Below are 23300 nucleotides of genomic sequence, written 5' to 3' on the forward strand. Positions count from 1 at the left end.
GATTCCCCCTCAAAGTTGTTCTATTATAGTCAATATTGTATCCCTGTAAGATGCGAAAAGAAAGGCTCCCATTCGGGGCCTTCCTCTTCACGGTTAAGGTGAGGCAAAAGGCTCCCTGGCCTCCTGCGGACCGGCTCCCCGTTCCCTTCACCTCAGTATATGCAATTTCGCAGCTTAAGGATTAACCTTGGTTTCGAAGGTTTGCTTCCCGTTCACGAATTTCAGGACAACTGCGGCTTTGACCGGGTCATGCTTGTCGTTCAGGGTGATTTTGCCTGTAGCGAGCTGCAGATCCTTAGTCGCTGCCAGTGCTTCTGTAATCTTGGCCGGATCAGCTTCACCCGCACGGGTAATCGCATCAGCTACCAGCTTCAAGGCATCATAGCCCAGGGCCGCCATACCATCGGGAACCGCTCCGCCGTTAGCCGCCTTGTAGGCGTCTACGAAGCTGGTTACTTCAGGAGCTGTATCTTCAGGTGAGTAGTGATTGGACATGAACGTGTTCTCCAGCGCTTTGGCACCGGCGATTTCCGCCAGCTGCGGGGAATCCCAGCCATCGCCGCCGAGGAACGGAACGGTGATGCCCATCTCACGGGCCTGCTTCACAATTTTACCTACTTCTTCATAATAACCAGGCAGGTAGATGACATCCGGGTTCGCTGCTTTGATCCGGGTCAGAACTGCTTTGAAGTCCGAATCCTTCTGCTGATAGGACTCCTGGCTCAGCACTTCGCCGCCTTTGGCCTTGAAGGTCTCTTCGAAGAACTTCTGCAGACCCTTGGAATAGTCGGACGAAGTGTCGGTATAGATGACAGCCGTCTTAGCCTTCAGGGAATCAAGTGCAAAGTTAGCCATTACCTCCCCCTGGAACGGATCGATGAACGCCGCGCGGAACACGAATTCATTCACATTGCCGCTGCGCTCATCCACAGTAACCTTCGGATTGGTAGCTCCTACCGAGACAAGCGGAATCTTTTTCTCCGTAGCTACCGGAACGATCCCCAGCGTGTTGGTCGAAGTGGAGGCGCCGATGATGGTCACGACCTTGTCATTGGTGATCAGCTTCTGTGCCGCCTGGGTAGCTTCTTCAGACTTCGATGCATTGTCTGCAACGACCAGCTCCAGCTGCTTGCCGAGTACACCGCCTGCGGCGTTGATCTGGTCAACCGCCAGCTTCGCGCCCTTGGATGCGGAGTCGCCGAAAGAAGCCTGACCGCCTGTGAGCTCAAGGTCAGCCCCGATCTTGATGGTGCCTCCGGCCGTATTGCCGCCGCTTGCAGAGTTACCGCTGTTCTCTGTGTTGTTGCCGCAGCCGGATGCTAATACCGCAGTCAATACTGTTGACAAGATAATGGCCCCAATTTTCTTCATAGTTTCTCCCAGCCTCCTGATTATTTAGTTTATATATGTTGTTTCTGTGATGCTGCTGTAGTATGGATAGCCTGCTAGTGCCCGAGATAAGCCATTTTGATCTCATCGGAATCGGCCATTTCCTTGGCATCCCCTTCAAGCACGACCCGGCCTGTCTCCAGTACATAGGCACGGTCGGCGATTTTGAGCGCCTGGTGCGCATTCTGCTCGACCAGCAATACAGTGGTTCCTGCATCGTTGACTTCCTTGATAATCTTGAAAATATCCTGGACCAGCAGCGGCGCCAGCCCCATCGACGGCTCATCCAGCAGCAGCAGCTTCGGGTGGCCCATCAGAGCGCGCCCCATCGCCAGCATCTGCTGCTCCCCGCCTGACAGCGTTCCGGCTTGCTGCTTTTTGCGCTCCAGGAGACGCGGGAAGGTACGGTAGACATGCTCGAAGTCCGCAGCCAGGCTGCTTCCATCCTGCAGATAAGCGCCTAATTCGAGATTCTCCTCGACGGACATATTGGCGAATACACGCCGTCCTTCGGGGCAATGGATCAGCCCTGCTTTGACAATCGCCTGCACACTTTGATTCGTTATCGATTTATTGAGGAATTCAATACTTCCTGTCTTCGGCTTCAGCAGCCCCGAGAGCGTCTTAAGCAGCGTAGACTTGCCGGCGCCATTGGCACCGATCAAGGTCACAATCTCCCCCTGCTTAACGGTGATGCTCAGATCCTTCAAGGCATGAATTGCTCCGTAATATACGTTGATTCCCTGTACTGTAAGCATGGCGCTACGCCTCCTGTCCCAGATACGCTTCGATGACCTTCGGATTGTTGCGGATTTCCGCCGGCGTTCCGTCAGCGATAAGGATTCCGCGGTCCAGAACGTAGATGCGGCTGCAGACCCCCATAACAAGTGACATATCATGCTCGATCAGCAGAATGGTCAGGTCGAATTCCTCCCGGATCCAGGCAATCAGATTCATCAGATCACGCGTCTCATTCGGGTTCATCCCGGCGGCCGGCTCATCAAGCAGCAGCAGCTTGGGTCCGGCCGCAAGCGCCCGGGCAATCTCCAGACGCCGCTGATTCCCATAGCTCAGGTTGCTCGCCACCTCGTCACTCTGGTCAGCCAAATTGAAGATTTTGAGAATATCCATCGCCTTCCGGGTAATCTCCTCTTCGCCCTGGAAATGCTTCGGCAGACGTAGCATCGAAGAGAACAACGAGTGCTTCGCATGCTGATGGAAGGCAATCTTAACGTTCTCCAGCACGGTCATAGCCGTAAACAGGCGGATGTTCTGGAACGTACGCGCAGCGCCTTTATGATTGATCTTGTAGGGCTTCATCCCGCCGATAGACTCATTATTCAAAAGAATGCTGCCCGACGATGGCGGGTACACTCCGGTCAACAGGTTGAACAGTGTCGTTTTACCGGCACCGTTGGGTCCGATCAGGCCGATCAGCTCGCCTTTATCAATATGAAGGGAGACCTCGCTGACCGCCTTCAGTCCGCCGAAGGCCCGGCTGGCCGCTTTCACATCAAGGAGTACCGCTGCTCTCGATTGCGTCATTTGCCTTTGCCTCCTTTTTGCTGAACTTGAAGAATGAGAATTTGCTTACGCCAAGCAGGCCGCTCGGACGGAAGATCATCATCAGAATGAGCACGATGGAGTAGATAATCATGCGCCATTCCGGGAATTCACGTAAGTAGGTGTACAGCAGGGTAACGAACACCGCACCCACGATAGAGCCTGCCGTACTGCCCAGCCCCCCGAGCACCACCATAACGATAATTTCAAAAGATTTCAGGAAGTTGAAGCTCCCCGGCGTAATAACATAGAACGTATGGGCCGACAGGCCGCCCGCCATACCGGCAAACAGCGCACCGATGGTGAAGGCGATGATTTTGTAGCGTGTTGTATTAATCCCCATCGCCTCAGCGGCAATCTCATTCTCGCGGATCGCAATACAGGCCCGGCCGTGAGTAGATCTAATGAAGTTATTAATCAGGACGACTGAGAGCAGAGTGAAGAAGAAGAGCATGGTCCAGGTGGTCTTGGCCGGAATGCCGCTAAGGCCTGAAGCTCCGCCGACATATTCCGTATTCAGCATAATAATGCGGATAATCTCACCGAAGCCCAGCGTCGCAATAGCCAGATAGTCCCCGTTAAGCCGGAGCGTCGGCATCCCGATTAATACACCGAATACCGCTGCCAGCAGTCCGCCCGCAAGAATCGCCGGAATGAACGGCACATTGTAGTCAAGGGTAAGAATCGCCGAGGTATACGCGCCCACCGACATGAATCCGGCATGACCAATGGAGAACTGTCCGGTAATTCCGGTAATCAGGTTCAGCGACACGGCCAGCATGATATTAACTCCGATGAGCAGCAGCATAGACTGATTCACATCACTAAGTATTCCTGTTGTTAGAAGAACTTTTACGATTCCATAGAACGCGAGGGCAATAAGAATGCCCAGCCAGAACTTTTTATTTATCTTTTTCACGGCAGCTTCCCCCTACACTTTCTCCCGGACATTCTTGCCGAACAGCCCGGATGGTTTGAAGATAAGGATTAGAATCAGTACCGCAAAGGCTACGCCGTCACGCCAGGACGAGAACCCGAGGGAAGAAATCTCTGTCTCAACGGTTCCCAGCAGCAATCCGCCCACAAGCGCACCCGGTATACTGCCAATCCCTCCAAGCACTGCCGCGACAAAAGCCTTCAGCCCGGGCATTACGCCCATGAGAGGATCAACCGAATTGTACGTCATGCCGAAAATCACGCCCGCTGCAGCGGCAAGCGCCGAACCGATGGCGAAGGTGGCGGAAATGGTGCGGTCTACGTTGATGCCCATCAGCCGCGCCGCTTCAACATCGAAGGATACGGCCCGCATGGCTTTGCCCGTGCGGGTGTACCTGACGATATATTGCAGCACCAGCATAAGAATTATCGTTGTTAGCAGAATCATGATCTGATTGGATTCGACCTGGATGGAGGAACCAAACAGGTGATACTGCTTCTTATCCATAATATCCGGGAAGCCCTTGGCCTGCGGCCCAAGGATCAGCACCCCCGTATATTCAAGCAGGAAGGATACACCAATGGCTGTGATCAGCGCCGCGATCCGTGTGGACTTACGAAGCGGCTTATACGCCAGACGTTCAATGCTGATACCTAGCAGCGCACTGATCGTCATCGAGATCATCAGCGACAAGAGCAGTACAACGATAGGCGGCAATCCGGCATTCGCCAGGTATTTGGCACTGTACAGACCGATGAACGACCCTACCATGAATACATCGCCATGCGCAAAATTAATCAGCTTGATGATACCGTACACCATTGTGTAACCAAGGGCGATCAGAGCGTAAATGCTGCCTACGGATATTCCGTTTATTAGTTGCTGAATGAAGTACTCCATCGCCATCCCCTTCTCCCCATGTTCATCTTGTATACCCCTTTCTCTGTGCTGCTTCTCTTTTCTTGGATTATGATGTCATTTATATTAACACATGGTCAGAGAATCGTCACTAATAATTGTGGGAATTAATACAAAATTCAATAGTTGGTGTTATATTACATAACATGATATATGTAGGATTCAGTAGGTTATTGTAGGTTTACGAAAAATGCGCAGAAAACAGGAGAAAAACAGAGGATTTTCAAGCAGTAACGTTTTAGAAGTTGTTTCCTTTTCTTATACAATACTTTTTTCCTGCGGAATTAATATAACATTTGTCTCTTTACAGCATCATTCCTTCAATTAATTAAAGGGGTAACGGATTGAACCGGCAGTGTATGGAGGTGGAGGTCAGGCTGAAGGGTAGAATAGTCTCCCTACATCTACAGTCTCATTGATGACTGGGCCAAGGTCCCAAGGGGCTGCTAGGCTCCAGATTGTTCCTCGCATTTCCGTTCGTTGCTATACTCTACCAAGCATTACACACATTCAAAGGAGTGAAATTGAAATGAGCACCATTGAAAAAAAGGAGACCGTCCAATCTGCCAGGAGAGGCTTGCTAGTATTCTTCCTGTTACTCATTCCTCTTACGGCTATTAGTTACATACTGGCTCTTACTGTAACGCCTGTGTATGGCTTGCTGCTGATGTGGGCGCCCGGAATCTCCTCCATACTAACCCGTATCCTGCTGCGTGAGGGCTTCGCGGATATCTCCCTGAGATTCGGGGGACGGCTCACGCTCAGGACGATTCCATTCATCTTGTTGTTGCCGGTGGCGGTTGGCCTGGTGGCCTACGGGACCGCCTGGATCACAGGACTGGCAGAGTATACCGGCCACAACGGCAATGTTGCCGGTTCGCTGGCCGGGGCAATCCTTATTCAAATGTCCATTGGGACCGCGATGGGAATCATCAGCAGTGCAGGCGAGGAATTAGGGTGGAGAGGCTACATGCTGACCCGGCTCATAGAGGCCCGCGTCCCGAAGCCTATTCTCATGAGCGGACTGATCTGGGGCGTGTGGCATATCCCGGCGATTCTAATCGGCAGCTACTATTCAGGCCCTTCTCTGGCCTTATCGGTCGTATTGTTCATGGTAACCATCAGCTCATTCAACATCATTATTAGTCTATTGCGCTTAAGCACGGGGAGCCTATGGCCGGCAGTTCTGCTCCACGCCTCATGGAATGCTATCATTCAGGACGCTTTCGACCGGTTCACCAGCGGGAAGAATGCCTATCTCTGGACGGGTGAGTCTGGGATACTAGTGGCTGTTACGCTTGTGATTGCAGCGTGGTTCTTCTACAGAAGATCTACGCTAGATGTCAGATTGTAAATGGAAATTCGGCAAATACAATACAGCTGGCTTTTTTGAGCAGGATCAACGTTAGCACTTGGGTGGACGCTCCGCTGTTTAAGCGGGATGCGAAAACAGATTTTTTAACACAAAAAAGAAACCCTCCAAACATCAAGGGACCAAAAACAGAAAGCAGCAATTCTCCTATAAGAGAATCGCTGCTCTTTTAACATTTGAAGCTTTTACGAAATTTGAGATCTGACCTGACAATGATCGCCTAGTCTAAATATACCGCCTTACCCGTCTGGGCCGATTCATAGATGGCCTCCAGAATCCGGGAGACTACATAGGCCTGTTCAGGAGTGACGACCGGATCTTTATCCTGTTCGATCGCTTCGATCCACTTTCTTAATTCGATATCCGTAGATTTCTCCTCTTTGCCGTCATAGAAGGCTACTCCCCCGGCACCTAGCTCAATTTTATTCGTGTATAGCTTGCTGTGCTTCTCCCCGTTAATCTGGAGACCATCTTTCATGTCCGCACCCGCTTCGGTTCCGCTTAAGCTGCACTTGGCTTCATCCACGTCAAGCGAATTCAGCGCCCAGCTTGCTTCCAGCGTAATCGTTGCGCCGTTCTCCATTACAATCATCCCGAACGCAGAGTCTTCCACGGTGAATTTCTTCGGGTCCCAGGGCCCCCAGGCGTTGGCAGCGTCTTCTTTTTGAGAGAGCTCGTGGTATTTGGTCCCCAGCACAACCTTCGGTTTGTAGTTGTCCATCATCCAGAGTGTCAGATCCAGCGCATGGGTTCCAATATCAATCAGCGGGCCGCCCCCCTGCTTCTCCTCATCCAGGAAGACCCCCCAGGTAGGGACTGCTCTGCGCCGGATAGCATGTGCTTTCGCATAATAGATATGACCGAGCTCGCCTGATTCACAGACTTTTTTCAGATACAAGCTGTCTTGCCGGAACCGGTTGTCATACCCTATGGTCAGCTTCTTCCCTGTACGTTTCGCTGCTTCAGCCATACGTTTGGCATCTGCCGCTGTCTTGGCCATGGGTTTCTCACACATCACATGCTTGCCCGCTTCCAAGCCCGCAATGGATATTTCCGCATGCGCATCATTGGGAGTAAGCACATGAACAATATCAATGGAAGCATCCTTCAATAATTCCTGGTAATCCGTATAGACAGCCGCATCCGCACTGCCGTATTGTTCAGCAGCCGCTTCAGCCCGTTCCTTGATAATATCGCAAAAGGCCACCACTTCAACCTTATCCTGTCTGCTTAAGGCAGGCAGATGCTTCCCGTTCGCAATACCTCCACAGCCGATAACTCCAACACGATACACTTTGCTCATAGCCATCTCATCCTCACTGTTCAAGTATTTTTCGGGTCTTGCGGTAGGCAGCCGGGGTCATGCCCAGCCGCTTGCGGAATACCGAATGCAGATAGGTCGCATTGGTGAACCCCTCGGATTCCGCGATATGTTCGATCGACAGGTTGCTGGCTTCAAGCTTGCTGCACACCGCCTGCAACCGGATGTCTTCAAGAATCCGGCTGAAGGTGTGATCCGGATCAACCTGCTTAAATATCCGCTGTAGCTGCCTAGGGCTGATATTCAGCTTCTCGGCAACATTCTCCAGCGTCACGGCTGCTGAATAATTCGCTTCCATGTATTGAACGGCATATTGATAGCGGTAGGTCACCATATCCCGTACGGGTGCCGCAGCTCCCATCCCGCCTGCATCATATGCTCTGGTTACCTTCAGCAGGATACTGATCACGAGATGCTTGATAGAGGTGTAATATCCCGCAAGCTTGCCGTCACAGGCCTCATAGGCTTCCAGAAAACACTTCATCGCCCTGTGATAATCCTGCGCAGGGATCAGCGGCAGCCTCCTCAGCTTCTCCACGCATTCCTCTGCTTCCGCAACCTCCCATGGGTCTGCATCGTCTCTCTGCTTCTCCGCAATGTTGACATGCAGACATAACTCCTCCATCGACTCTTCCGCATCCGCTTCCTGACGGTGCATCACTCCCGGTCCGGTCAAATAGAGCATTCCCTCCGATAAAGGATACTGCTGATCCCCAAGAATGACCGTTCCCTTGCCCCGCGGGATGAAATGAAATTCAAATTCAGCATGGTTATGGAAATCAATGACCTTCCCCGGCGGAAAAGAGGTCAAATGAAACCGGAGAACGGAAATTTCATAATGTCCCCACAGGATGGAAATATCCAGTCTTTCCAGCAGATCCATCTTCTCAAACATAATCTCGAAGGGAAAAGGGCTCATGTTAACCTCCTGCTTAAGCTGCGCTCTGTACCCGGATAAGTGATTAAGATTTCAGTTCGGCTAACCGGAACACCCGTCCTGCCTTCGCCGAGAGATTCGCCGCCTCCATTAATCGGGTAAGCTCGGTTGCCGCTTGAATATTGTCAGAAGCAAGTGTGTTGTTCTGGATGTGGGCGACCCACTGCTGGAAAGCGCTGTCCCGGTTAGCAAGCACAGGCGTATCGTTCCAGGAAGCTCCTTGATCTGCCGCCTTAGTACTTCTGACGAGCAGCTTCGCTTCAGGCGTTCCATAGAGTATAGTTCCTTCCGTTCCATGCACTTCTATGGTAAACGGGGAGTAGCTGTTCACGAAGCCGGCTTCCACCACACCGATCGCTCCCGAATCGGTATAGAGCGTCGCTACTGCGTTGTCTTCCACTTCCTTGCCCGTCACATATCCGAAGCTCGCACTTACTCCGGTCACCTCTTGACCCAGAAACAGCCTGGTCAGGTACATGGGATGACATCCCAGATCAATCAAAGCCCCGCCCTGGCATTGCTCCAGGCTATAGAAATGCTCGGGAAGCCAGTTGGCCGTTGCACCGTTATGCGATAAGCGGACTCTGACATACGTAATCTCCCCTAGCAGTCCCTGGCTTAGAATGTCTTGAACCGATAACGTATAACCGTCATTCAGCCGCGGCAGGGACACGGTTAGCTTCACTCTATGAGTCTCGACCTCTGAGAGGATTTCGTTAACCTCACTCAGCGTTGCAGCTACAACCTTTTCGGTGAAGATATGCTTACCTGCTCTGGCCGCCGCAATCATGACCTCCCGGTGCATCTGGGTTGGCGCATCGACAATCACGGCATCTATATCCTTCCGGGCAAGCATGTCATCCAAAGAATCATAGAACGGGACATTCAAGCTCTCTGCCGCCTTCCTGCCCCGCTCCGCATCCTCGTCCCATACCGCAGCAATTTCCGTATCTCCATGCTCCTGGGCCTGCTTCGTATAATCCCAGGCATGTACATGCCAAAAGCTAATCTTGCCAATCCTAATGCTCACCCGCCTGCACCTCCATATACATTATTCTGACATCACCTATAAAGTATCACATAATAAGCAGGATTTTTAGTAGATAAATGCGACATCAATTATATGGAATTACGACATCAGACAGGGAGATTGTATCATCCAGAGATTCAGCTACTCCCGCTGGGTGAACGCAAAAAAGGAGCTCAATATGAGCTCCTTATGTGTTAATTGAAGAACGGAGAGAGAGGGATACTCTCGCTACGCGAGAGATTGCGAAGAGTTCCTCACGAAGCTTATGCTCCAACGAACCATTGAGGCTTCTCATCCCTGGCAATGAAGTATTTCAGAACGGAGAGAGAGGGATTCGAACCCTCGCACCGCTTACGCAGTCTAACCCCTTAGCAGAGGGTCCCCTTATAGCCACTTGGGTATCTCTCCAAGTAATGGCTCCCCGAACAGGACTCGAACCTGTGACAACTCGATTAACAGTCGAGTGCTCTACCAACTGAGCTATCAGGGAACATTAACATGAACAAGGATTAATTTATCATGATTCTACAGGTTAGTCAAGCGCGTAGCGAGAGATTATGAGATCGTTTACATCATCAGATCCACTCACCGTCCAGCGGAACAGCCACACGGCTAAGTAAGCCTTTCTGTTCAAGGCGTTGCTTCAATAGCTCCCTCGTCACATGGCAGTGGTTAATCGTATCCATATGCACAGCAATCACGGAGGCGGACGGAGCGGCATGACACACCTCTACAATATCCTGTTCATTCATAGTAATGGGGCCACCGCTGAGGAAGCTGGCGCCTCCGGCGTTGACAATAATCACCTCCGGCACTTCCCCGGCTATCACCTGCTGAACCTCTTCGCACCAGATGGTATCTCCCGCCAGGTACAGCACAGGTTCGCCCTCCGCCCGGAAGACGAAGCCGGAGACCTTGCCCATTAATTCTCCTATCTCCCCTGTCCCGTGATGCCCGCCTGTACGTGTCAGGGTCACACCGCCGACGGACACAGAGCCGGTATCCATAATTTCTGTAACACGCCCAAAGCCCTGGGCAGCAATTCGCTCCCCATCACCTTCCTGGCAATACACCGGCAGTGCCTTGGACAGCGCTTCTGCCGCTGCTGCATCCCAGTGATCCTGATGAAGATGTGTAATCAGCACAGCATCCGGCTCCAGCCACTGCTGAACCGGACCAGGCAGGGGTACCAGGGGATTCCGGCGTTCATCGCCCGAATTCATAATCGGCGGATTCACACCCTGCGCACTCAGCATGGGATCGATCAGAAACGTCGCACCGCCGTATTCCAGCCATAGGGTGGCGTGGCGGATCAGCTTTATTTTCATCATATGCACCTCTTCCCGGATCTCTTCCTTAAGATCAAATTCTGATACAATAAGTATAGATCAGCGCAAGAACAGAAGACATTGTGCCGCGAAAGAGATTCTTACGTTCTGCTTTCAGCCGGAAAGGAAATCACGAATATGTCCCCTTATCTCATCGACAACACCGATTACCGCATCCTTCAGCTCCTGATCGATGATTCCACCTTAAGCCATAAGGATATCGGGGCGATGGTCCATCTGACCGGCCAGGCGGTAGGCGCACGTGTCCGCAGAATGCGGGAGCTTGGCATCATTGAAGGCTACACCATCCGTTATAACCCGCTGCGGATGGGTCAGAGCATCCACGCTTTTATCACGGTTTTTCTCAGCAGCAATAAGGATCATCCGCCTTTTCAGGCTTTTGCGAAGACCCATGAGAGTGTCACCGAGCTGTACCGCATCAGCGGGGAAGGCTGTTACTTAATGCGGGTACGCACTGTGGATCAGGACGCGCTGACTGCTTTCTTGGACGAACTGCTGAAGTACGGCAATTACCGGGTCAACCTGGACATGGGCCAGATCAAATAGCATTAAGCATAAGAAATGCCAAGGAGGCCGACATGAATAACAAGATAGAACCACCCAGAATCCCAGATCCCGGGCTGCTTACGCCACAGGACATTCACACCCTTGCTTCCAAAGACGAATTCAGCCGCTGTCTCATCGAAGGAGCGCTCATTGAATATCAGGAGGCTACCCGGGTAGCCTTCGATAAAACCATTTTCAAAAACGTCACCATCACCGAATCCTCGCTGGAGCGCATCGAGCTTACCGATGTGATCTTCGATCATTGCGACCTGTCCAATGTGGATTTCAGCGATGCCTTCATACACCGGACCGAATTCAGGGATTGCCGCATGATCGGTACAGACTTCACCAGAGCGCGGTTTCAAAATGTATCGGTTACCGGATGTATCGGAGAGTTCGCGGTGTTCCGTTTTGCCAACTTCAAAGGGGCTTCCTTCGAGTGCAGCTCGCTGGTCAGCGCGGATTATTACCAGTCCACCCTGAAAGACCTGTATTTCTCGGAATGTAATCTGGAGCAGGCCACGCTGGCCGGATGCAAGCTGAAGGGCGTTGACCTGAGCGACTGCGAGTTCACCGGCCTTCTGGTGGATCTCCAGGATCTGGAGGGCTGCATCATCTCTGCGGAGCAGGCGGCTTCTTTTGCCGGATTACTAGGTCTGGTTATCAAAAATTAAGTAGCCGGACCCGCGCCCGCCTCTAGCGCAATTAGCTTCAGCTTGCCGGAGCATTTACCGCAGCGGTACCGCCCGGGATCAGCCCGGCGCTTACGCAGATATTCAGTGGCACAGGTGATGCATACCAGCTTATACCGGTAAGGCTGCGGCTTGCGGGCCTTGGCTCCCGGCAGGGTCTGACAATACCGGCTGCCGCCGACGCGGGCCAGCAGTGTTTTGAAATCGGCATCCCGGTGCATGTACCCCCGCTTCGCCAGATGCAGGTGGTAGTGGCAGAGCTCGTGCTTGATGATTCGCTCCGTCTCCTCCCGTCCGTACATCGCCAGCTGCTGGGGGTTAATCTCTATATTATGGCTCTTGGTAAAATACCGTCCGCCGGTTGTCGTAAGTCTGCTGTTAAAGCTCGCCGTATGCCGGAAAGGCACGCCGAAGCTGTTCAGCGACACCTGCTCAATCCACAGCTGCAGCTCTTCGTTGCTCATACTTGTCATAACGGTCCTTCACGGTCCTCTCCTCAAGAAATCAGATCTCTACTTGAATTGTAACTTGCCCATGGGCTACACTGTCAAGAAGGAAGACAAGTTCGGAGGGAGAATGAAAGATGCCGAGAATGCGTTACGTAATTATGCAGCAGGATCAGGAACTGCTATTCGTGGAGATGCCGGAGGAATATGCTTACCAGCTAAGCGCCCTCAATCTTCGCCTGAACAAAGAAATCGACAAGCTGACCGCCGAGAATGTACCCGGACTACCGCGGGCGGTGGCCGAATGCGAGGCGCTGGAGCTGCTGCGCGAAGAGCATCACCTGGAGTCGGGGCTGGCGTATATTAACCGGCTGGAGCAGGCTTTTGCCTCCATTAAGGAGGAGCATTACCCGCTGATCTCACTACTGACCGAAATCCGGGCGCTCCAGGCCCAGCTTGAACAATGGTATGAAGAGGAAGAAGAACGGGTGCAGTAACTCCGTTTCCGAACGTCCATGTGAAATTCGGCTTGGCTATCTGAAACTAACCGTGCACCTTTGGGCGAATTCCCCCATATGCTATCTATACACAGGAAGCATGCAGAGGAGGGGTACCCTTGCCACAATGGCTTCGCCAACAGCTTATGAAGGCCTACTTCAAGAAGGACTGCCGTCAGATTAGACTGCTGAATGAATGCTGGTTCTTTTACCGGAATACCGCCGATTCCCACGAGATGATCCAGAAGAACGTATAACCGGTTGAATTCAAAAAAGCCGCGATCCCCTGAGAGGTATCGTGGCTTTTTGGCGTGAATCCGTCCAAGCCTGCACGGGGCTGCCGGATTATTTGAACATCGGGAATACGTATTTCACCAAGAAAAACAGAACTCCGAAGGTGATAATAATGTAGGCTGCATATTTAATAAAAGTGGAGGCGACCAGACTGGAATCCGACTTCCGCTGCACCTCTGTCCGTTCAACCTCTACGCTTCTATCCTTGTAATTCGGCTCCATCTTCAATCTCTCCTCTCGGGTTGTACTTGCATGTCATCCATTAACCCGGGGATTTGGAGCTGAAACAGAGGTGTAAGGGCGCAGACTTCTTGTAAAAGCTGTCGCCTTAATCGAAACGGCGGGTGCTTGGCCAGGAGCCTTGCAGCTTGCGGACCAGTACAATTTGTCCCGTATGATAGGCATCATGCAGAATCAGGCTCATTACCTCTTCGCCCGGTGCATGCCCGGAGCCGCCCCATTCATAAGCGCCTTCCTCCAGAGCTACAATAATCTCGCGCAGTGAGGCATGAATGGACTTCAGCTTGTCTACCGCCTGCTTCCAGTCCTCTTCCCCGCTTCCTGTTACAGTGAACGTGGCGTCATTGCTCTCCAGATCAGGCAATTTCTCCATCCCCTTAAGCTTACGCAGCAGACGCTCCTTATAATACGTCAGATGGTTAACGTTCTCCCAGATCGAATTGCCCGCCGCTCCCTCCGGCTTCCAGAGGGCCTGCTCACTGTTCACACCTTCAAGCGCAGCACTCAGCGGCGGTTGCCAATCCTCTACATCCATTACATAATCCCAATTCTCCAATAGAACATCGCTGATTTTGTTTTCCATTTGAATTCCTCCTGTAATTTGTGGGTGTCAATGACTTGGTAACGACTAAACAACCATAATAACAGTTACACGAGCACTTTAACATATTTGCCGGAGTGTATCAAGTAACTAGCATAACTCATTTTTAACTGTTACAATCAAGGGAAAGATCATGCGAAGGGACAGATGAAGCTTGCTGTGGGTAGATTTCATGAACAGCTATTGGCGGAATTGGCGGACTAGTGACCGGAGCAAGGACGAGGACCGGCTCGAAGAACCGGAGTGGCTGGAGCAATGGCTGGTGGAGCAGAAACTGCCGGCGGCAGGCCCTCTCCTCCCGGAGGAGCTGGAGCAACTGAAGGAACTGCGCGGCTTGTTGTGGGACGAGCTGCAGCGGCTGGTCGCGGGAGAGTCTACGTCTACAGAACTGATTGCGCAGTTAAATACGTACATGGGCAACGGGCCGGTTGTGCGCCGTGTGGTCTGGACGCCCGCAGGTGACGCTGAGATCTCCCTCCAGCCGCAGCGTGCGGACTGGGGGCAGATTATGGCGGAGATTGCCGCCTCTTTTGCGGCTGCGCTGCTGGAGAAGGAGCCCTCTCGCTTCCGTATTTGCGGGAATCCTGACTGTCTCTGGGTCTATTACGACGATACCCGCAACCGCTCGAAGCGGTACTGCGATGACAAGCTGTGCGGGAATCTGATGAAGGTGCGGCGGTTCCGGGCACGCAAAAAAGCAGCGGAGGGTGAAGCTTCAAGGGAGTAAGCGTGTTACCGACGGCGGATGAATCATCAGCAGCGTAAGCAGGTTACCAGTTGAGACAAATTTGACTACACAGCGTTCCGCTGCGTCAGCGTAGTATTTTTGCCGGAGTGCTTGGCCGTATAGAGGAGATTATCAACTTCTTCGAAGAGCGTTTCTTTGGTGGTGCCTTCGGCATAGCTCTTGAGGCCAATGCTGACGGTCACCGCCCGGTTCTCCATCTCTTCATGGAGCGTCTCCGACAGCCGGTGACGTATCCAATCGATTAGCTCATAAGCCTCCTCGAAGCTCTTCTCGAACAGCAATACCGCAAACTCCTCGCCGCCGTAGCGGGCAGCAATGTCTGCCGCAGAGAGATGGTCCTTGATGATCTGCGCGACCCGGGCCAGCACCAGATCCCCCGTACGGTGTCCATATTTATCGTTAATTTGCTTGAAATTATCGATATCCACCAGCGCAAGATGGAACGGGGCGCCCTGGCTGCCGTATTCCAGCGCTTTTTCATAGAATTCGTGAAAAGAAATATGGTTATACAGCCCCGTCAACGCATCGGTGCTCGACAGCTTGCGGATCACCGCGTTCTCGATCATCAGATCCTGCTTGGCCGTTAAGGTAGCTTCCAGATCGCTCGCCAGCTCACGCCCGTTAATGATAATAATCCCCGCGACCAGTGTGCCGACCAGCAGGAAGAGCGGGATCGCAATCAGATCGAAATCCGTCAGATAATACTTGAACCAGTAATCCCAGCGATACAGAATGAAGAATGCGGCCCCCTGGAGGGCAGACGTAAACAAGGTCAGATCCAGCCGAAAAAAGATCGCCGACGCCATAATCGGCAGCAGCATCAACGCCCCGATAATCCGGATGTCCATATTCAGGTGAATAATCATCATCGCGATAATCGTCCCCGCCACAAACAGCAGCACGAAGGAATACTTCGGTGCCGCAACATCCACCAGCTGCGTCAACCCGACCACCGCACTCATTAGCAGCGTCGGATACAGCAGCACCTCATAATAGAATTCATGCGCCCCCATGGGATACGGCAAGCAGATGAAAGACCCAAGCTGGGCCAGAAAATGCAGAACAATCACCAGCCAGTACGTATACAGAAACCGCTTGACCCACTTCGCCTGCCGGTGCGCCGAAGTCTCCGAAGGGCCCATGTAATCTCTCAATCTCAACGCTCTCACCTGTTGCCCCCCGATTAAATTCACACTAGGATGTACACATTTCTCCTATTTTAACATGCCAGGGTCCGGGTCGGATACTCACTTGTGGGATATGTACGGGAGATGTTTAGGGGAGAAGTTGGGTTGGATATCGGGGGCAGGTGTTGGTATGTGGGTGATTATTCTTTGTGCGATTTCAATTCATGTTTGTACATATGGAGGGGACAGACCATGCCTGTGATAATGCACACTCCAACATGAGGAGCGACAGCGGCGCGCGATCGCGAAGCCAGGCTTCATCCGATTTCAATCCACACTCCTGTATGAGGAGCGACTTGCACAGGCTCTCATACCGCTCTGGAGACGGTAATTCAATCTACGCTCCTTCCTGAAGAGCGACTGCCGATCATCAGAAGCTAATGCCGGCCGCAGAAATTCCAATCCACGCTCCTGTATGAGGAGCGACTTGTTGCTGGATCTTTTTTGCTTGCTCTGCTTTATTTCAATCCACGCTCCTGCATGAGGAGCGACAGGGACTGGAGGTCATAACCGATGATCCCTCCACTTATTTCAATCCACACTCCTGCATGAGGAGCGACCGTCAAAGTTCAAGTCACCCCAGTATGTATCAGCATTTTAATCCACGATCCTGCACGAGGAGCGACAACTGCAAAAGCAGATCCGGGGGCTCACCAACCAATTTCAATCCACGTTCCTGCATGAGGAGCGACATGGCCGATAAATTCGTCTTGATGCTGATTAACAAATTTCAATCCACGCTCCTGCACTAGGAGCGACAGCGATTTTACATCAAAAAAAGGAAACAACTCCTCCTTATAGATGAAAATTCATGTATTTAATAAACCCATCAATATATTAACTTAATTTTCTAAAACCGTGGTGCGAATCTCCCAGGGATTTCATGTGAGCCTCACATTCGCACTACAGGATCAACGGGCCTTCAAGGTCTAAGGATTCCTTAATCCCCACATGTTCAACCTTGTTTTTATAGTTTTTTCCCAGTTGATAGAATCTGAGACTATCTTCCTTCTGATCAATAAAGTCCTTCAGTTTCAACTTCAGCTCAGTAAATTGCGCTGCTTCCACTATGCACTCGAACACTGAGCTCTGAACACGCTGCCCGTAATTCTGGCAGACCTTAGCTACCCGACGCAGCCTGCCTTGACCTGTGCTAGTGGTTTTACTTACATCATAAGTGATCAGCACTAACATTTTCTAAACCTACTTCCGCAGGAACAGAGGGTGCTCATCCAGATCATTTCTCCAATGACCCGCAAGCAGCAGCACTTGAGCATGAGACCCTCTTTGTCCAATAATTCTATCTCTCAATCATATTTACCCCTTCAGGCAACTCGGAACGATCAATAGTGATATGGTAATCCTTATAATCTCTCGCTGGCACTTCAGGAACACTTTCAGCATGAATACGTTCAAACAGCTTGTGAGCAGGCGCATTACCTAAGACAGAACTATGTTCAAAAATAATCAATTTGCGAAGTGCCATCTGTCCACGGGCGGCAGAGCGATCATATTCGAACATGTTCTCAATCGCAACCCACAACAATTCCAGGTCATCCGAAGTAAAGTTCGTCTGTTGAGCCAAATGCCCCGAGATGTAACCATCCATTCTATAAAGTCCGTAGGGGATGATATGCTTGCGCCCCATCTCCCGCTCCTTATCAGTTCCCTCTTGAGTAACAGCCTGGCGGGTTATGGTTAGCTCTTGAGAGAATACGGGGTCAATACTTCTTGCAAAAGTAAACTGTACAGGACCACGAACCTGTCCGCAGTTAATCTTAGTAGTCATAACCGCCCCAAACGTGCGAACGTCAAAAAAGTTATCACACATCCAGCGGGTAAGTTTATAGCTTTCTGCTTTATCCGCAGGTTTCAACTCTTTCAATTTATCTGTATCCTCTTCGCGCAACGCCCGATAGGCTTGACGATGTTGTTCATTGAGCACCGCGCCCTCAGACACATAAATATTATGGCCTTCTTGCCCATTTTTTGTTACCTCTACATAGTTGCGGATTTTGCGTTTAAGACATACATCTGTTACGATTCCATGCCCTGTTTCCGGATCAATTCTCGGCATATTACCAGCATCAGGATCTCCGTTCGGATTGCCATTCTTAACATCAAAAAAGATCGTAAACTCATGGCGGTTAATAGGGGTACTCATTGTTCATCCTCACCTTTCTTATCCTTGTTATTTGGAGTAGGGGCATCCGTTTCCGAATTAGTGCCAGTCCCGCTTATTTTACTGGCAGTATGCTGCGCCTGATGATAGTATCCAAGAATAAACAAGCCTTGCTCTTCAAGATTCAAATGGGTTGGAAATTTAGGAACGCCGGATAATACCTCACCGATATCCCGGTCTCTAAACTTTCCGAACTTTGCCTTTGGATTAGAGATGTGCGCCTGCGCCAAACGGATTAGGTTCGGAAAAACCGCCAATGGGGTAGTAGAAGCAGAGGAAAAGTACCGATCTTTAATCGTCGTATTTAATTTGCCGTACCCCCCTGAGGCTTCGATCTGCGCCCGTTCCAGAACCGCGAATAATCTGCCAAGTCTATAGGCTACGGTTTGTGTCTCACTATTCTCGTTAAGCTCCATCGTCAGTGCTCCTTTCAGCACATCATTGTTATTGATCCGTGCATAACGCTGCAAATACGCCTTGATGACTGATGCCCGAACCCATGCACTTCCCGCCGATTCACCATAAGGTGATATTCTTCCGTCCACCCTAATACGACCGATAATTGCTGCAAATACTGAATATGGATAGGCGCTGCCTTGAAGTACAGAACGAAACCATGCACCAGCCATTGCAGCGGTTGCCTTTTTCATTTTGCCTGAATCCATATTTGCGTGGACCGTTTCCCGCATAACCCGATAAAGGCTTGGCAGCACAGGAGACTTGTCCCCAGGACGACTCATAGCCATGTCTGCGGAATGCTGTGACAATCGTACAAATAGAGAATCAAAAGTACCCTGCCAGAAATAACGAACAGCCAGACGGGCAACATTCGGCGATAGCCCCAGTACAGTAAACAGTGCCTGTGGAGCAGGCAACATATCTTCTGACACTTCTATACCGCTGCGAACACGAAGCATTATATCCTTTAGCTGTTCAGTACCCTGAGAATCCTCCTCCAGTTGTTCCTCCGGTTCGTTATCAAAAAAACTTCCGAACATTTCCTCTTGAGCAGCCCACTCCTTTCCTTGCCCTGGCTGACGGTCCGCCCAGAAGACAACTGTCATATCACCTACGCCCCGCAGCCGATTCTCCCTAGAGGCAAGCAGATGGTTTAATGCTTTAGCATATCCGGCTGCCGCTTCCTCGCTCACTGGTGCGTTATAACTTTGTTCTTTACCATAGGATAGGAGTGCAGGAAAATTAAAAGAAACCAAATTAGCTCCAACGGATTGAGCATCTGCAACCCCTTTGATCTTGATCTCATGAGTACGGGCAATGGGACGGTTCGCTTCACCGGAGATGAGACAGGTTCCATAGACGGCTCCCTCCTTGTCTTCTCTTCGAGAATGAGTCCAGATACTTATCATTTCAGCTGTCTGGTGAACGAAGGGATCGCTTCCTTGCAGCCTAAAGATAAAGTTATTATCTGTTCCAGATAGCGCTTTGTTCAGACTCAGTTGAAAAAATTCATCACCTTCAGGCTCTTCAGGATTCCAACGTTCAAAAAAATTCAAGACTGCAAGGCCATCAGGTGAAACACAACCATCGAGCAGAGAACGGTGCAACACGCGGCTGGCCTCAAATTTCTTGAGCGATGTGGAAAGAACTCCGTTTTTTTCAATCAGACCAAAAATATATTCTGCTTTATCCGATAAAAAGTAAGGCTTCACCCCGCTTGAACGTGCTCCATGCTCCGGTACATCCATCGAAATGGACAAAGGCCTTTTGCCACGATTATCACGGATATCCAAAATACGCAGCGGTCGGCCGTCTGTAGCAAGCTCCAGCACAAAAGAGATCTTGTCCGTGCTGAAACCAGGTGGAGCCATACCTGAAGCCGGATCTTGAGAGAGCTTTAGATAACGCTCATAAAGAGACTGGGTGATCATCTTATTTCCCTCCTTTACTCAAATCCGGTACGTCAATAATTCCCGCATTCATTACAGCACGGAAAAATTTTGCCTCCATACTAGCTTCGTAATCGAGATCCCAGAGCATCCACTGCAAATCTCGTTCTCCAGCCCCGGCATAATAAGAAATAGGCGCGGCTTGTCCGCTCTCAATTAATTGAAAATTGGCAGGAAACTCCCGACAACCTAAGTAAGGTTGTTGAAACACTTGTCCTAAACGCGCACGGCGGAGAAAAATATTATAATGCTTTTGTGGAGTGTCCATAGCTCCCGCTTTTGAGGTCATCTCAAAGTGTGCCTCTATAATATATCCGACCTGCTTTAGCATTAAGGTCATCCGCTGTTGCCGTTCCTCCGTCACATTCTGACGAACATTGCTTGTTTTGCCGTTCATAGCTGACTTAACAATAGCAGCAGATAGTTTAGATTCTGTCTCATTGCGGCGAATGGATTCAAATTTAATTTCGTTCAGTACATGAATACGATCGACCACCCACCGGATGGCCGGCTTCCAGTGAAGGCTCTCGAGAATACCTCGAGCTGCAGAAGGAGTGATGACATCATAACTGACTCGCTCAGCCTTCATTTCCGGGCGCGTAAAACATGCATAGTCCCCCCAAACACGGAGCTTAATACCGTATCCCATATGTTCACCTCCGTTAGCTATTAAGGTAGCTTTCTTGCTCATTAAGCAGAGTAAGGCTTGACTCCCGTCTGCTGGCTGTACCATAATTCAGGACGTTCTAGCATTCTGATGCCCGGGCTAATCTCTGTAAGTTCTCCCGCTTGCTTAAAAGCCTCATATTCCCGTTCATATAGTTGAACCGTATAAGGCTGAAGTTTCCTCACAAGCTCTCTACTTAATTGAGGAGCATGGCGAAGACGCTTAAGCAGAATCGAGAATGCAGTGTTATTATCCTCTACAAGCATTTCCTCTTCAGTCTTGTAGGGAATGATGACCGGCTCCATCTGCTCATCAATCATCCGGAATTCCCGGCCGATCTCAGCAAAAGGAAAGGCGAGCTGTCTGCCGTTTCTTTCAATCTTGGCAATAATCTCCTTGCCGTCCGTAGAGTCTTTGTTCCCGATGTGTTGAAAATAAGAAAGTTCGGCAAAATACCGCTCAACTGCTGAGACGGATAGCGGATCAAGCCCTTCCTCCAAACTATCTTTAAGAATAGTTCTAGCTATATTGCCCGTTAAACTCATCCAACCCGCAGGTAGTCCCCGCTCCAGTTCAAAAACATGTACTTTTCCATGAGACAATTTCCCATTCCGGTTACATCGTCCAGCCGCCTGAGCAATTGAATCAAGTCCAGCTAACTCACGGTAAACCTCCGGGAAATCTACATCCACTCCTGCTTCAATTAATTGCGTACTGATTAAGAGGCAAAGCTGATCAGACTCAAGGCGTTGACGAACCACGTTTAATATATCCATTCTGTGTCTAGGACACATTCTCGCACTTAAGTGATACAATCCCTCAAGTGTATTAGCGGATTTGGAATGTAGTCGCTGCAAAGACTTAAATAGCTCACGGGCAGTCTTACGGGTATTAACAATACACAATGCCTGACGCAGACCATTCAATTCTTCAGCTAAGCCGTCAAGAATTACAATTCCACGGCTGAATACTTTTACACGTTCAAATTGTCTGAAGCGTAATTCCGGGTGAGTCACAATTTCCTTAACATTAATTTGCTGTTTCATACGGGGGTGATTCAATGTTTCCGAAGCTGGCGGTTGTGTTGCAGTACACATAATCACAGTACACCCATAATTCCGAACAAGCTCCTCCAGTGCGTACATACAAGGTTTGAAAAAAGCTCCATTCATCATCTGTGCCTCATCCAGCACGATAACGCTGTTCGTAAGATTATGCAGCTTGCGGGTCTGGGAACGTTTGTGAGAAAACAGGGATTCAAAAAACTGCACATTTGTCGTCACGATAACAGGCATGTCCCAATTCTCTTCAGAAAGCCTTCTCGTATCACGGAGCCTGCGCACTTCCTTCTCTTCTTCTAATAATTCTTCCGACTCATCCGTGTCATGGTGAACATTGGAATGATGCTCCAGCACAACCTCTTCCCCTAATACATCACCAAAAATAGCAGCGTTTTGCTCGATTATGTTGGTATGAGGAATTGCGTATATGATTCGCTCCAATTCCTTATGCTGCACTGCATGTCCCAAAGCAAAGCCCAGCGAGATCAACGTTTTACCACTGCCGGTAGGTAAGGTTAATGAGAATAGGCCCCGGGGCTGTGAGGCTATGCCCATACACTCATTGAATATTTCGGTGCGCAAATAATCAATTTGACTACTAGGTTTAGAGAATCGCTTCGCCATAAAATCCTGAAAGCGCTTAAGTAAAACAGGGAAATTGGCAACCACTCCTCTCTTATCCGCTTGATCCGGATTTAAGAAGCGTTCTGTGTTCAAAGTATCTGCATCGACCAGGCAAGAAAAAAGCATTCGAGTAAGAAAAGACAACTGAAAAGATGATGATATTCCCGGCTGCAACGAAAACTGTGTTGGCAGTTCAGGAATTTTGATCTCACGAAATGCTGCACTATAATCATCCAAATCTTTTACCAGTCTGCGCGCAAGGCAAGAATCCGCTCCAGAAATTGTCCCATAGTCTGGCAAGCCGCTATGATGACCAGCAATGATGTAGGATAAGATTACAGCCAAGCGTTGATTAGAACCAGCCTCAATGATTTCTCTTGCTCCTGCTGTGGAATGATCCACTCTTCTACTTGATCCCTTAAGCCTACTTTGAAATTCATCAGAATATTTCCCAAGATCATGAAGATATCCGGCTATGTAACCCCATTTCTCCATTCCAAATCGACTAGCAAATTTAGCTGTTAATTGGGCCACTTCAGTTAGATGATTCAATAATAGCTGCCACTCACTTTTATCTGCAGAATCTGTACTGTGCGCGTAGTACATTAATCACCTCATATTAACTTTCTTGTGTTTAAAAATTAAATATTGTTTATATTTTAACTTATCTCTGATGATTTGTATACAAAAAAATCCAATATGATCCGAAATATACCATCCTCCATGTATTGCATCCTGCAAGTACTCCATATAATATAAATAAAGTGCTTAGTCGCTCCCCAAGGATGCGTG

Annotated in this window: 24 protein-coding genes and 2 tRNA genes; 6 read left to right on the forward strand and 20 right to left on the reverse strand. The window is 50.1% G+C overall.

Translation table 11 applies throughout. The annotated features are described in order from the left end of the window. Positions 1-174 precede the first annotated feature (174 nt). The 5 genes from MKY96_RS22640 to MKY96_RS22660 form a co-directional block, all read right to left on the reverse strand. On the reverse strand, positions 175-1371 hold the full coding sequence (locus tag MKY96_RS22640) for an ABC transporter substrate-binding protein (protein WP_340943458.1): 1197 nt from the start codon (positions 1369-1371) through the stop codon (positions 175-177). A gap of 74 nt (positions 1372-1445) precedes the next feature. Beyond that, the gene (locus tag MKY96_RS22645; RefSeq protein WP_340943459.1) at positions 1446-2147 is read right to left on the reverse strand and encodes an ABC transporter ATP-binding protein; all 702 of its coding nucleotides are present in this window, start codon (positions 2145-2147) and stop codon (positions 1446-1448) included. A 4-nt stretch (positions 2148-2151) separates the two neighbouring features. Further along, the gene (locus MKY96_RS22650; RefSeq protein ID WP_339222793.1) at positions 2152-2934 is read right to left on the reverse strand and encodes an ABC transporter ATP-binding protein; all 783 of its coding nucleotides are present in this window, start codon (positions 2932-2934) and stop codon (positions 2152-2154) included. After that, on the reverse strand, positions 2903-3871 hold the full coding sequence (locus MKY96_RS22655) for a branched-chain amino acid ABC transporter permease (RefSeq protein WP_340943461.1): 969 nt from the start codon (positions 3869-3871) through the stop codon (positions 2903-2905). Before MKY96_RS22655 ends, MKY96_RS22650 begins: the two co-directional genes overlap by 32 nt. 12 nt (positions 3872-3883) lie before the next feature. Continuing rightward, entirely contained in the window at positions 3884-4789 is a 906-nt protein-coding gene (locus MKY96_RS22660; protein WP_036723345.1) for a branched-chain amino acid ABC transporter permease, read from the reverse strand. Positions 4790-5336: 547 nt separating this feature from the next. Here MKY96_RS22660 and MKY96_RS22665 point away from each other — a divergent pair. Continuing rightward, complete coding sequence (locus MKY96_RS22665; protein WP_340943462.1) at positions 5337-6161, forward strand: CPBP family intramembrane glutamic endopeptidase; 825 nt, start codon at positions 5337-5339, stop codon at positions 6159-6161. Positions 6162-6399: 238 nt separating this feature from the next. On the opposite strand, the gene MKY96_RS22670 is transcribed toward MKY96_RS22665, so the two are convergent. The 6 genes from MKY96_RS22670 to MKY96_RS22695 all read right to left on the reverse strand — a co-directional run bounded on the left by MKY96_RS22670 (position 6400) and on the right by MKY96_RS22695 (position 10795). After that, positions 6400-7482, reverse strand: coding sequence for a Gfo/Idh/MocA family protein (locus tag MKY96_RS22670; RefSeq protein ID WP_340943465.1), 1083 nt, complete (start codon positions 7480-7482; stop codon positions 6400-6402). Between the two features lie 13 nt (positions 7483-7495). After that, complete coding sequence (locus MKY96_RS22675; RefSeq protein ID WP_340943468.1) at positions 7496-8419, reverse strand: AraC family transcriptional regulator; 924 nt, start codon at positions 8417-8419, stop codon at positions 7496-7498. A gap of 43 nt (positions 8420-8462) precedes the next feature. Beyond that, positions 8463-9467, reverse strand: a complete 1005-nt coding sequence (locus MKY96_RS22680; RefSeq protein ID WP_340943470.1) for a Gfo/Idh/MocA family protein — start codon at positions 9465-9467, stop codon at positions 8463-8465. 319 nt (positions 9468-9786) lie between these two features. Continuing rightward, positions 9787-9875, reverse strand: a tRNA-Ser gene (locus tag MKY96_RS22685). 6 nt (positions 9876-9881) lie between these two features. Continuing rightward, a tRNA-Asn gene (locus tag MKY96_RS22690) sits at positions 9882-9957 on the reverse strand. An 85-nt stretch (positions 9958-10042) separates the two neighbouring features. Further along, entirely contained in the window at positions 10043-10795 is a 753-nt protein-coding gene (locus tag MKY96_RS22695) for an MBL fold metallo-hydrolase (protein WP_340944728.1), read from the reverse strand. A gap of 138 nt (positions 10796-10933) precedes the next feature. On the opposite strand from MKY96_RS22695, the gene MKY96_RS22700 reads away from it, so the two are divergent. Continuing rightward, entirely contained in the window at positions 10934-11362 is a 429-nt protein-coding gene (locus MKY96_RS22700) for an Lrp/AsnC family transcriptional regulator (protein WP_340943472.1), read from the forward strand. Between the two features lie 32 nt (positions 11363-11394). After that, positions 11395-12036: a pentapeptide repeat-containing protein gene (locus MKY96_RS22705; protein WP_340943475.1), complete on the forward strand. Its 642-nt coding sequence runs from the start codon at positions 11395-11397 to the stop codon at positions 12034-12036. Here the strand turns inward: MKY96_RS22705 and MKY96_RS22710 are convergent. Beyond that, complete coding sequence (locus MKY96_RS22710; protein WP_340944730.1) at positions 12033-12518, reverse strand: SprT family protein; 486 nt, start codon at positions 12516-12518, stop codon at positions 12033-12035. The genes MKY96_RS22705 and MKY96_RS22710 overlap by 4 nt on opposite strands. A gap of 119 nt (positions 12519-12637) precedes the next feature. On the opposite strand from MKY96_RS22710, the gene MKY96_RS22715 reads away from it, so the two are divergent. Together MKY96_RS22715 and cmpA are read left to right on the forward strand one after the other, a co-directional pair. Further along, on the forward strand, positions 12638-12997 hold the full coding sequence (locus MKY96_RS22715) for a hypothetical protein (RefSeq protein WP_036697237.1): 360 nt from the start codon (positions 12638-12640) through the stop codon (positions 12995-12997). A gap of 119 nt (positions 12998-13116) precedes the next feature. Further along, positions 13117-13254: a cortex morphogenetic protein CmpA gene (cmpA, locus tag MKY96_RS22720; RefSeq protein ID WP_143803736.1), complete on the forward strand. Its 138-nt coding sequence runs from the start codon at positions 13117-13119 to the stop codon at positions 13252-13254. 88 nt (positions 13255-13342) lie between these two features. On the opposite strand, the gene MKY96_RS22725 is transcribed toward cmpA, so the two are convergent. Beyond that, positions 13343-13513 carry a hypothetical protein gene (locus MKY96_RS22725; protein ID WP_340943479.1) on the reverse strand — a complete coding sequence of 57 codons (171 nt, stop codon included), beginning with the start codon at positions 13511-13513 and terminating at the stop codon, positions 13343-13345. A 106-nt stretch (positions 13514-13619) separates the two neighbouring features. Then, the gene (locus MKY96_RS22730; protein WP_339254173.1) at positions 13620-14114 is read right to left on the reverse strand and encodes a DinB family protein; all 495 of its coding nucleotides are present in this window, start codon (positions 14112-14114) and stop codon (positions 13620-13622) included. A gap of 172 nt (positions 14115-14286) precedes the next feature. Here MKY96_RS22730 and MKY96_RS22735 point away from each other — a divergent pair, with 172 nt between their 5' ends. After that, on the forward strand, positions 14287-14859 hold the full coding sequence (locus tag MKY96_RS22735; protein WP_340943482.1) for a CGNR zinc finger domain-containing protein: 573 nt from the start codon (positions 14287-14289) through the stop codon (positions 14857-14859). A gap of 65 nt (positions 14860-14924) precedes the next feature. Here the strand turns inward: MKY96_RS22735 and MKY96_RS22740 are convergent, their stop codons facing one another. The 6 genes from MKY96_RS22740 to cas3 form a co-directional block, all read right to left on the reverse strand. Next, complete coding sequence (locus MKY96_RS22740) at positions 14925-16034, reverse strand: GGDEF domain-containing protein (protein WP_340943484.1); 1110 nt, start codon at positions 16032-16034, stop codon at positions 14925-14927. Positions 16035-16970: 936 nt separating this feature from the next. Continuing rightward, positions 16971-17261 carry a CRISPR-associated endonuclease Cas2 gene (cas2, locus tag MKY96_RS22745; RefSeq protein ID WP_340943485.1) on the reverse strand — a complete coding sequence of 97 codons (291 nt, stop codon included), beginning with the start codon at positions 17259-17261 and terminating at the stop codon, positions 16971-16973. Positions 17262-17367: 106 nt separating this feature from the next. Next, positions 17368-18231, reverse strand: a complete 864-nt coding sequence (gene cas7c, locus MKY96_RS22750) for a type I-C CRISPR-associated protein Cas7/Csd2 (protein WP_340943488.1) — start codon at positions 18229-18231, stop codon at positions 17368-17370. Next, positions 18228-20138, reverse strand: a complete 1911-nt coding sequence (gene cas8c / locus MKY96_RS22755; protein WP_340943490.1) for a type I-C CRISPR-associated protein Cas8c/Csd1 — start codon at positions 20136-20138, stop codon at positions 18228-18230. The genes cas7c and cas8c overlap by 4 nt, the downstream gene beginning before the upstream one ends. Before the next feature lies 1 nt (position 20139). Further along, positions 20140-20847, reverse strand: coding sequence for a type I-C CRISPR-associated protein Cas5c (gene cas5c / locus MKY96_RS22760; RefSeq protein ID WP_340943491.1), 708 nt, complete (start codon positions 20845-20847; stop codon positions 20140-20142). Then, on the reverse strand, positions 20847-23114 hold the full coding sequence (gene cas3, locus MKY96_RS22765; RefSeq protein ID WP_340943492.1) for a CRISPR-associated helicase Cas3': 2268 nt from the start codon (positions 23112-23114) through the stop codon (positions 20847-20849). Before cas3 ends, cas5c begins: the two co-directional genes overlap by 1 nt. Positions 23115-23300 lie beyond the last annotated feature (186 nt).

It is taken from the genome of Paenibacillus sp. FSL R7-0302 (genome assembly GCF_038006885.1).
Classification (GTDB): Bacteria; Bacillota; Bacilli; order Paenibacillales; family Paenibacillaceae; genus Paenibacillus_AQ.

Coding starts and splice junctions, on each gene's coding strand:
- MKY96_RS22725 (WP_340943479.1), bottom strand. CDS start 13,513: ATGGAGCCGAATTACAAGGATAGAAGCGTAGAGGTTGAACGGACAGAG.
- cas8c (WP_340943490.1), bottom strand. CDS start 20,138: ATGATCACCCAGTCTCTTTATGAGCGTTATCTAAAGCTCTCTCAAGAT.
- MKY96_RS22730 (WP_339254173.1), bottom strand. CDS start 14,114: ATGGAAAACAAAATCAGCGATGTTCTATTGGAGAATTGGGATTATGTA.
- MKY96_RS22670 (WP_340943465.1), bottom strand. CDS start 7,482: ATGAGCAAAGTGTATCGTGTTGGAGTTATCGGCTGTGGAGGTATTGCG.
- MKY96_RS22715 (WP_036697237.1), top strand. CDS start 12,638: ATGCCGAGAATGCGTTACGTAATTATGCAGCAGGATCAGGAACTGCTA.
- cas3 (WP_340943492.1), bottom strand. CDS start 23,114: ATGTACTACGCGCACAGTACAGATTCTGCAGATAAAAGTGAGTGGCAG.
- MKY96_RS22665 (WP_340943462.1), top strand. CDS start 5,337: ATGAGCACCATTGAAAAAAAGGAGACCGTCCAATCTGCCAGGAGAGGC.
- MKY96_RS22660 (WP_036723345.1), bottom strand. CDS start 4,789: ATGGAGTACTTCATTCAGCAACTAATAAACGGAATATCCGTAGGCAGC.
- MKY96_RS22695 (WP_340944728.1), bottom strand. CDS start 10,795: ATGAAAATAAAGCTGATCCGCCACGCCACCCTATGGCTGGAATACGGC.
- MKY96_RS22710 (WP_340944730.1), bottom strand. CDS start 12,518: ATGAGCAACGAAGAGCTGCAGCTGTGGATTGAGCAGGTGTCGCTGAAC.
- MKY96_RS22645 (WP_340943459.1), bottom strand. CDS start 2,147: ATGCTTACAGTACAGGGAATCAACGTATATTACGGAGCAATTCATGCC.
- MKY96_RS22640 (WP_340943458.1), bottom strand. CDS start 1,371: ATGAAGAAAATTGGGGCCATTATCTTGTCAACAGTATTGACTGCGGTA.
- MKY96_RS22705 (WP_340943475.1), top strand. CDS start 11,395: ATGAATAACAAGATAGAACCACCCAGAATCCCAGATCCCGGGCTGCTT.
- cas7c (WP_340943488.1), bottom strand. CDS start 18,231: ATGAGTACCCCTATTAACCGCCATGAGTTTACGATCTTTTTTGATGTT.
- MKY96_RS22650 (WP_339222793.1), bottom strand. CDS start 2,934: ATGACGCAATCGAGAGCAGCGGTACTCCTTGATGTGAAAGCGGCCAGC.
- cas2 (WP_340943485.1), bottom strand. CDS start 17,261: ATGTTAGTGCTGATCACTTATGATGTAAGTAAAACCACTAGCACAGGT.
- MKY96_RS22700 (WP_340943472.1), top strand. CDS start 10,934: ATGTCCCCTTATCTCATCGACAACACCGATTACCGCATCCTTCAGCTC.
- cas5c (WP_340943491.1), bottom strand. CDS start 20,847: ATGAGCAAGAAAGCTACCTTAATAGCTAACGGAGGTGAACATATGGGA.
- MKY96_RS22675 (WP_340943468.1), bottom strand. CDS start 8,419: ATGAGCCCTTTTCCCTTCGAGATTATGTTTGAGAAGATGGATCTGCTG.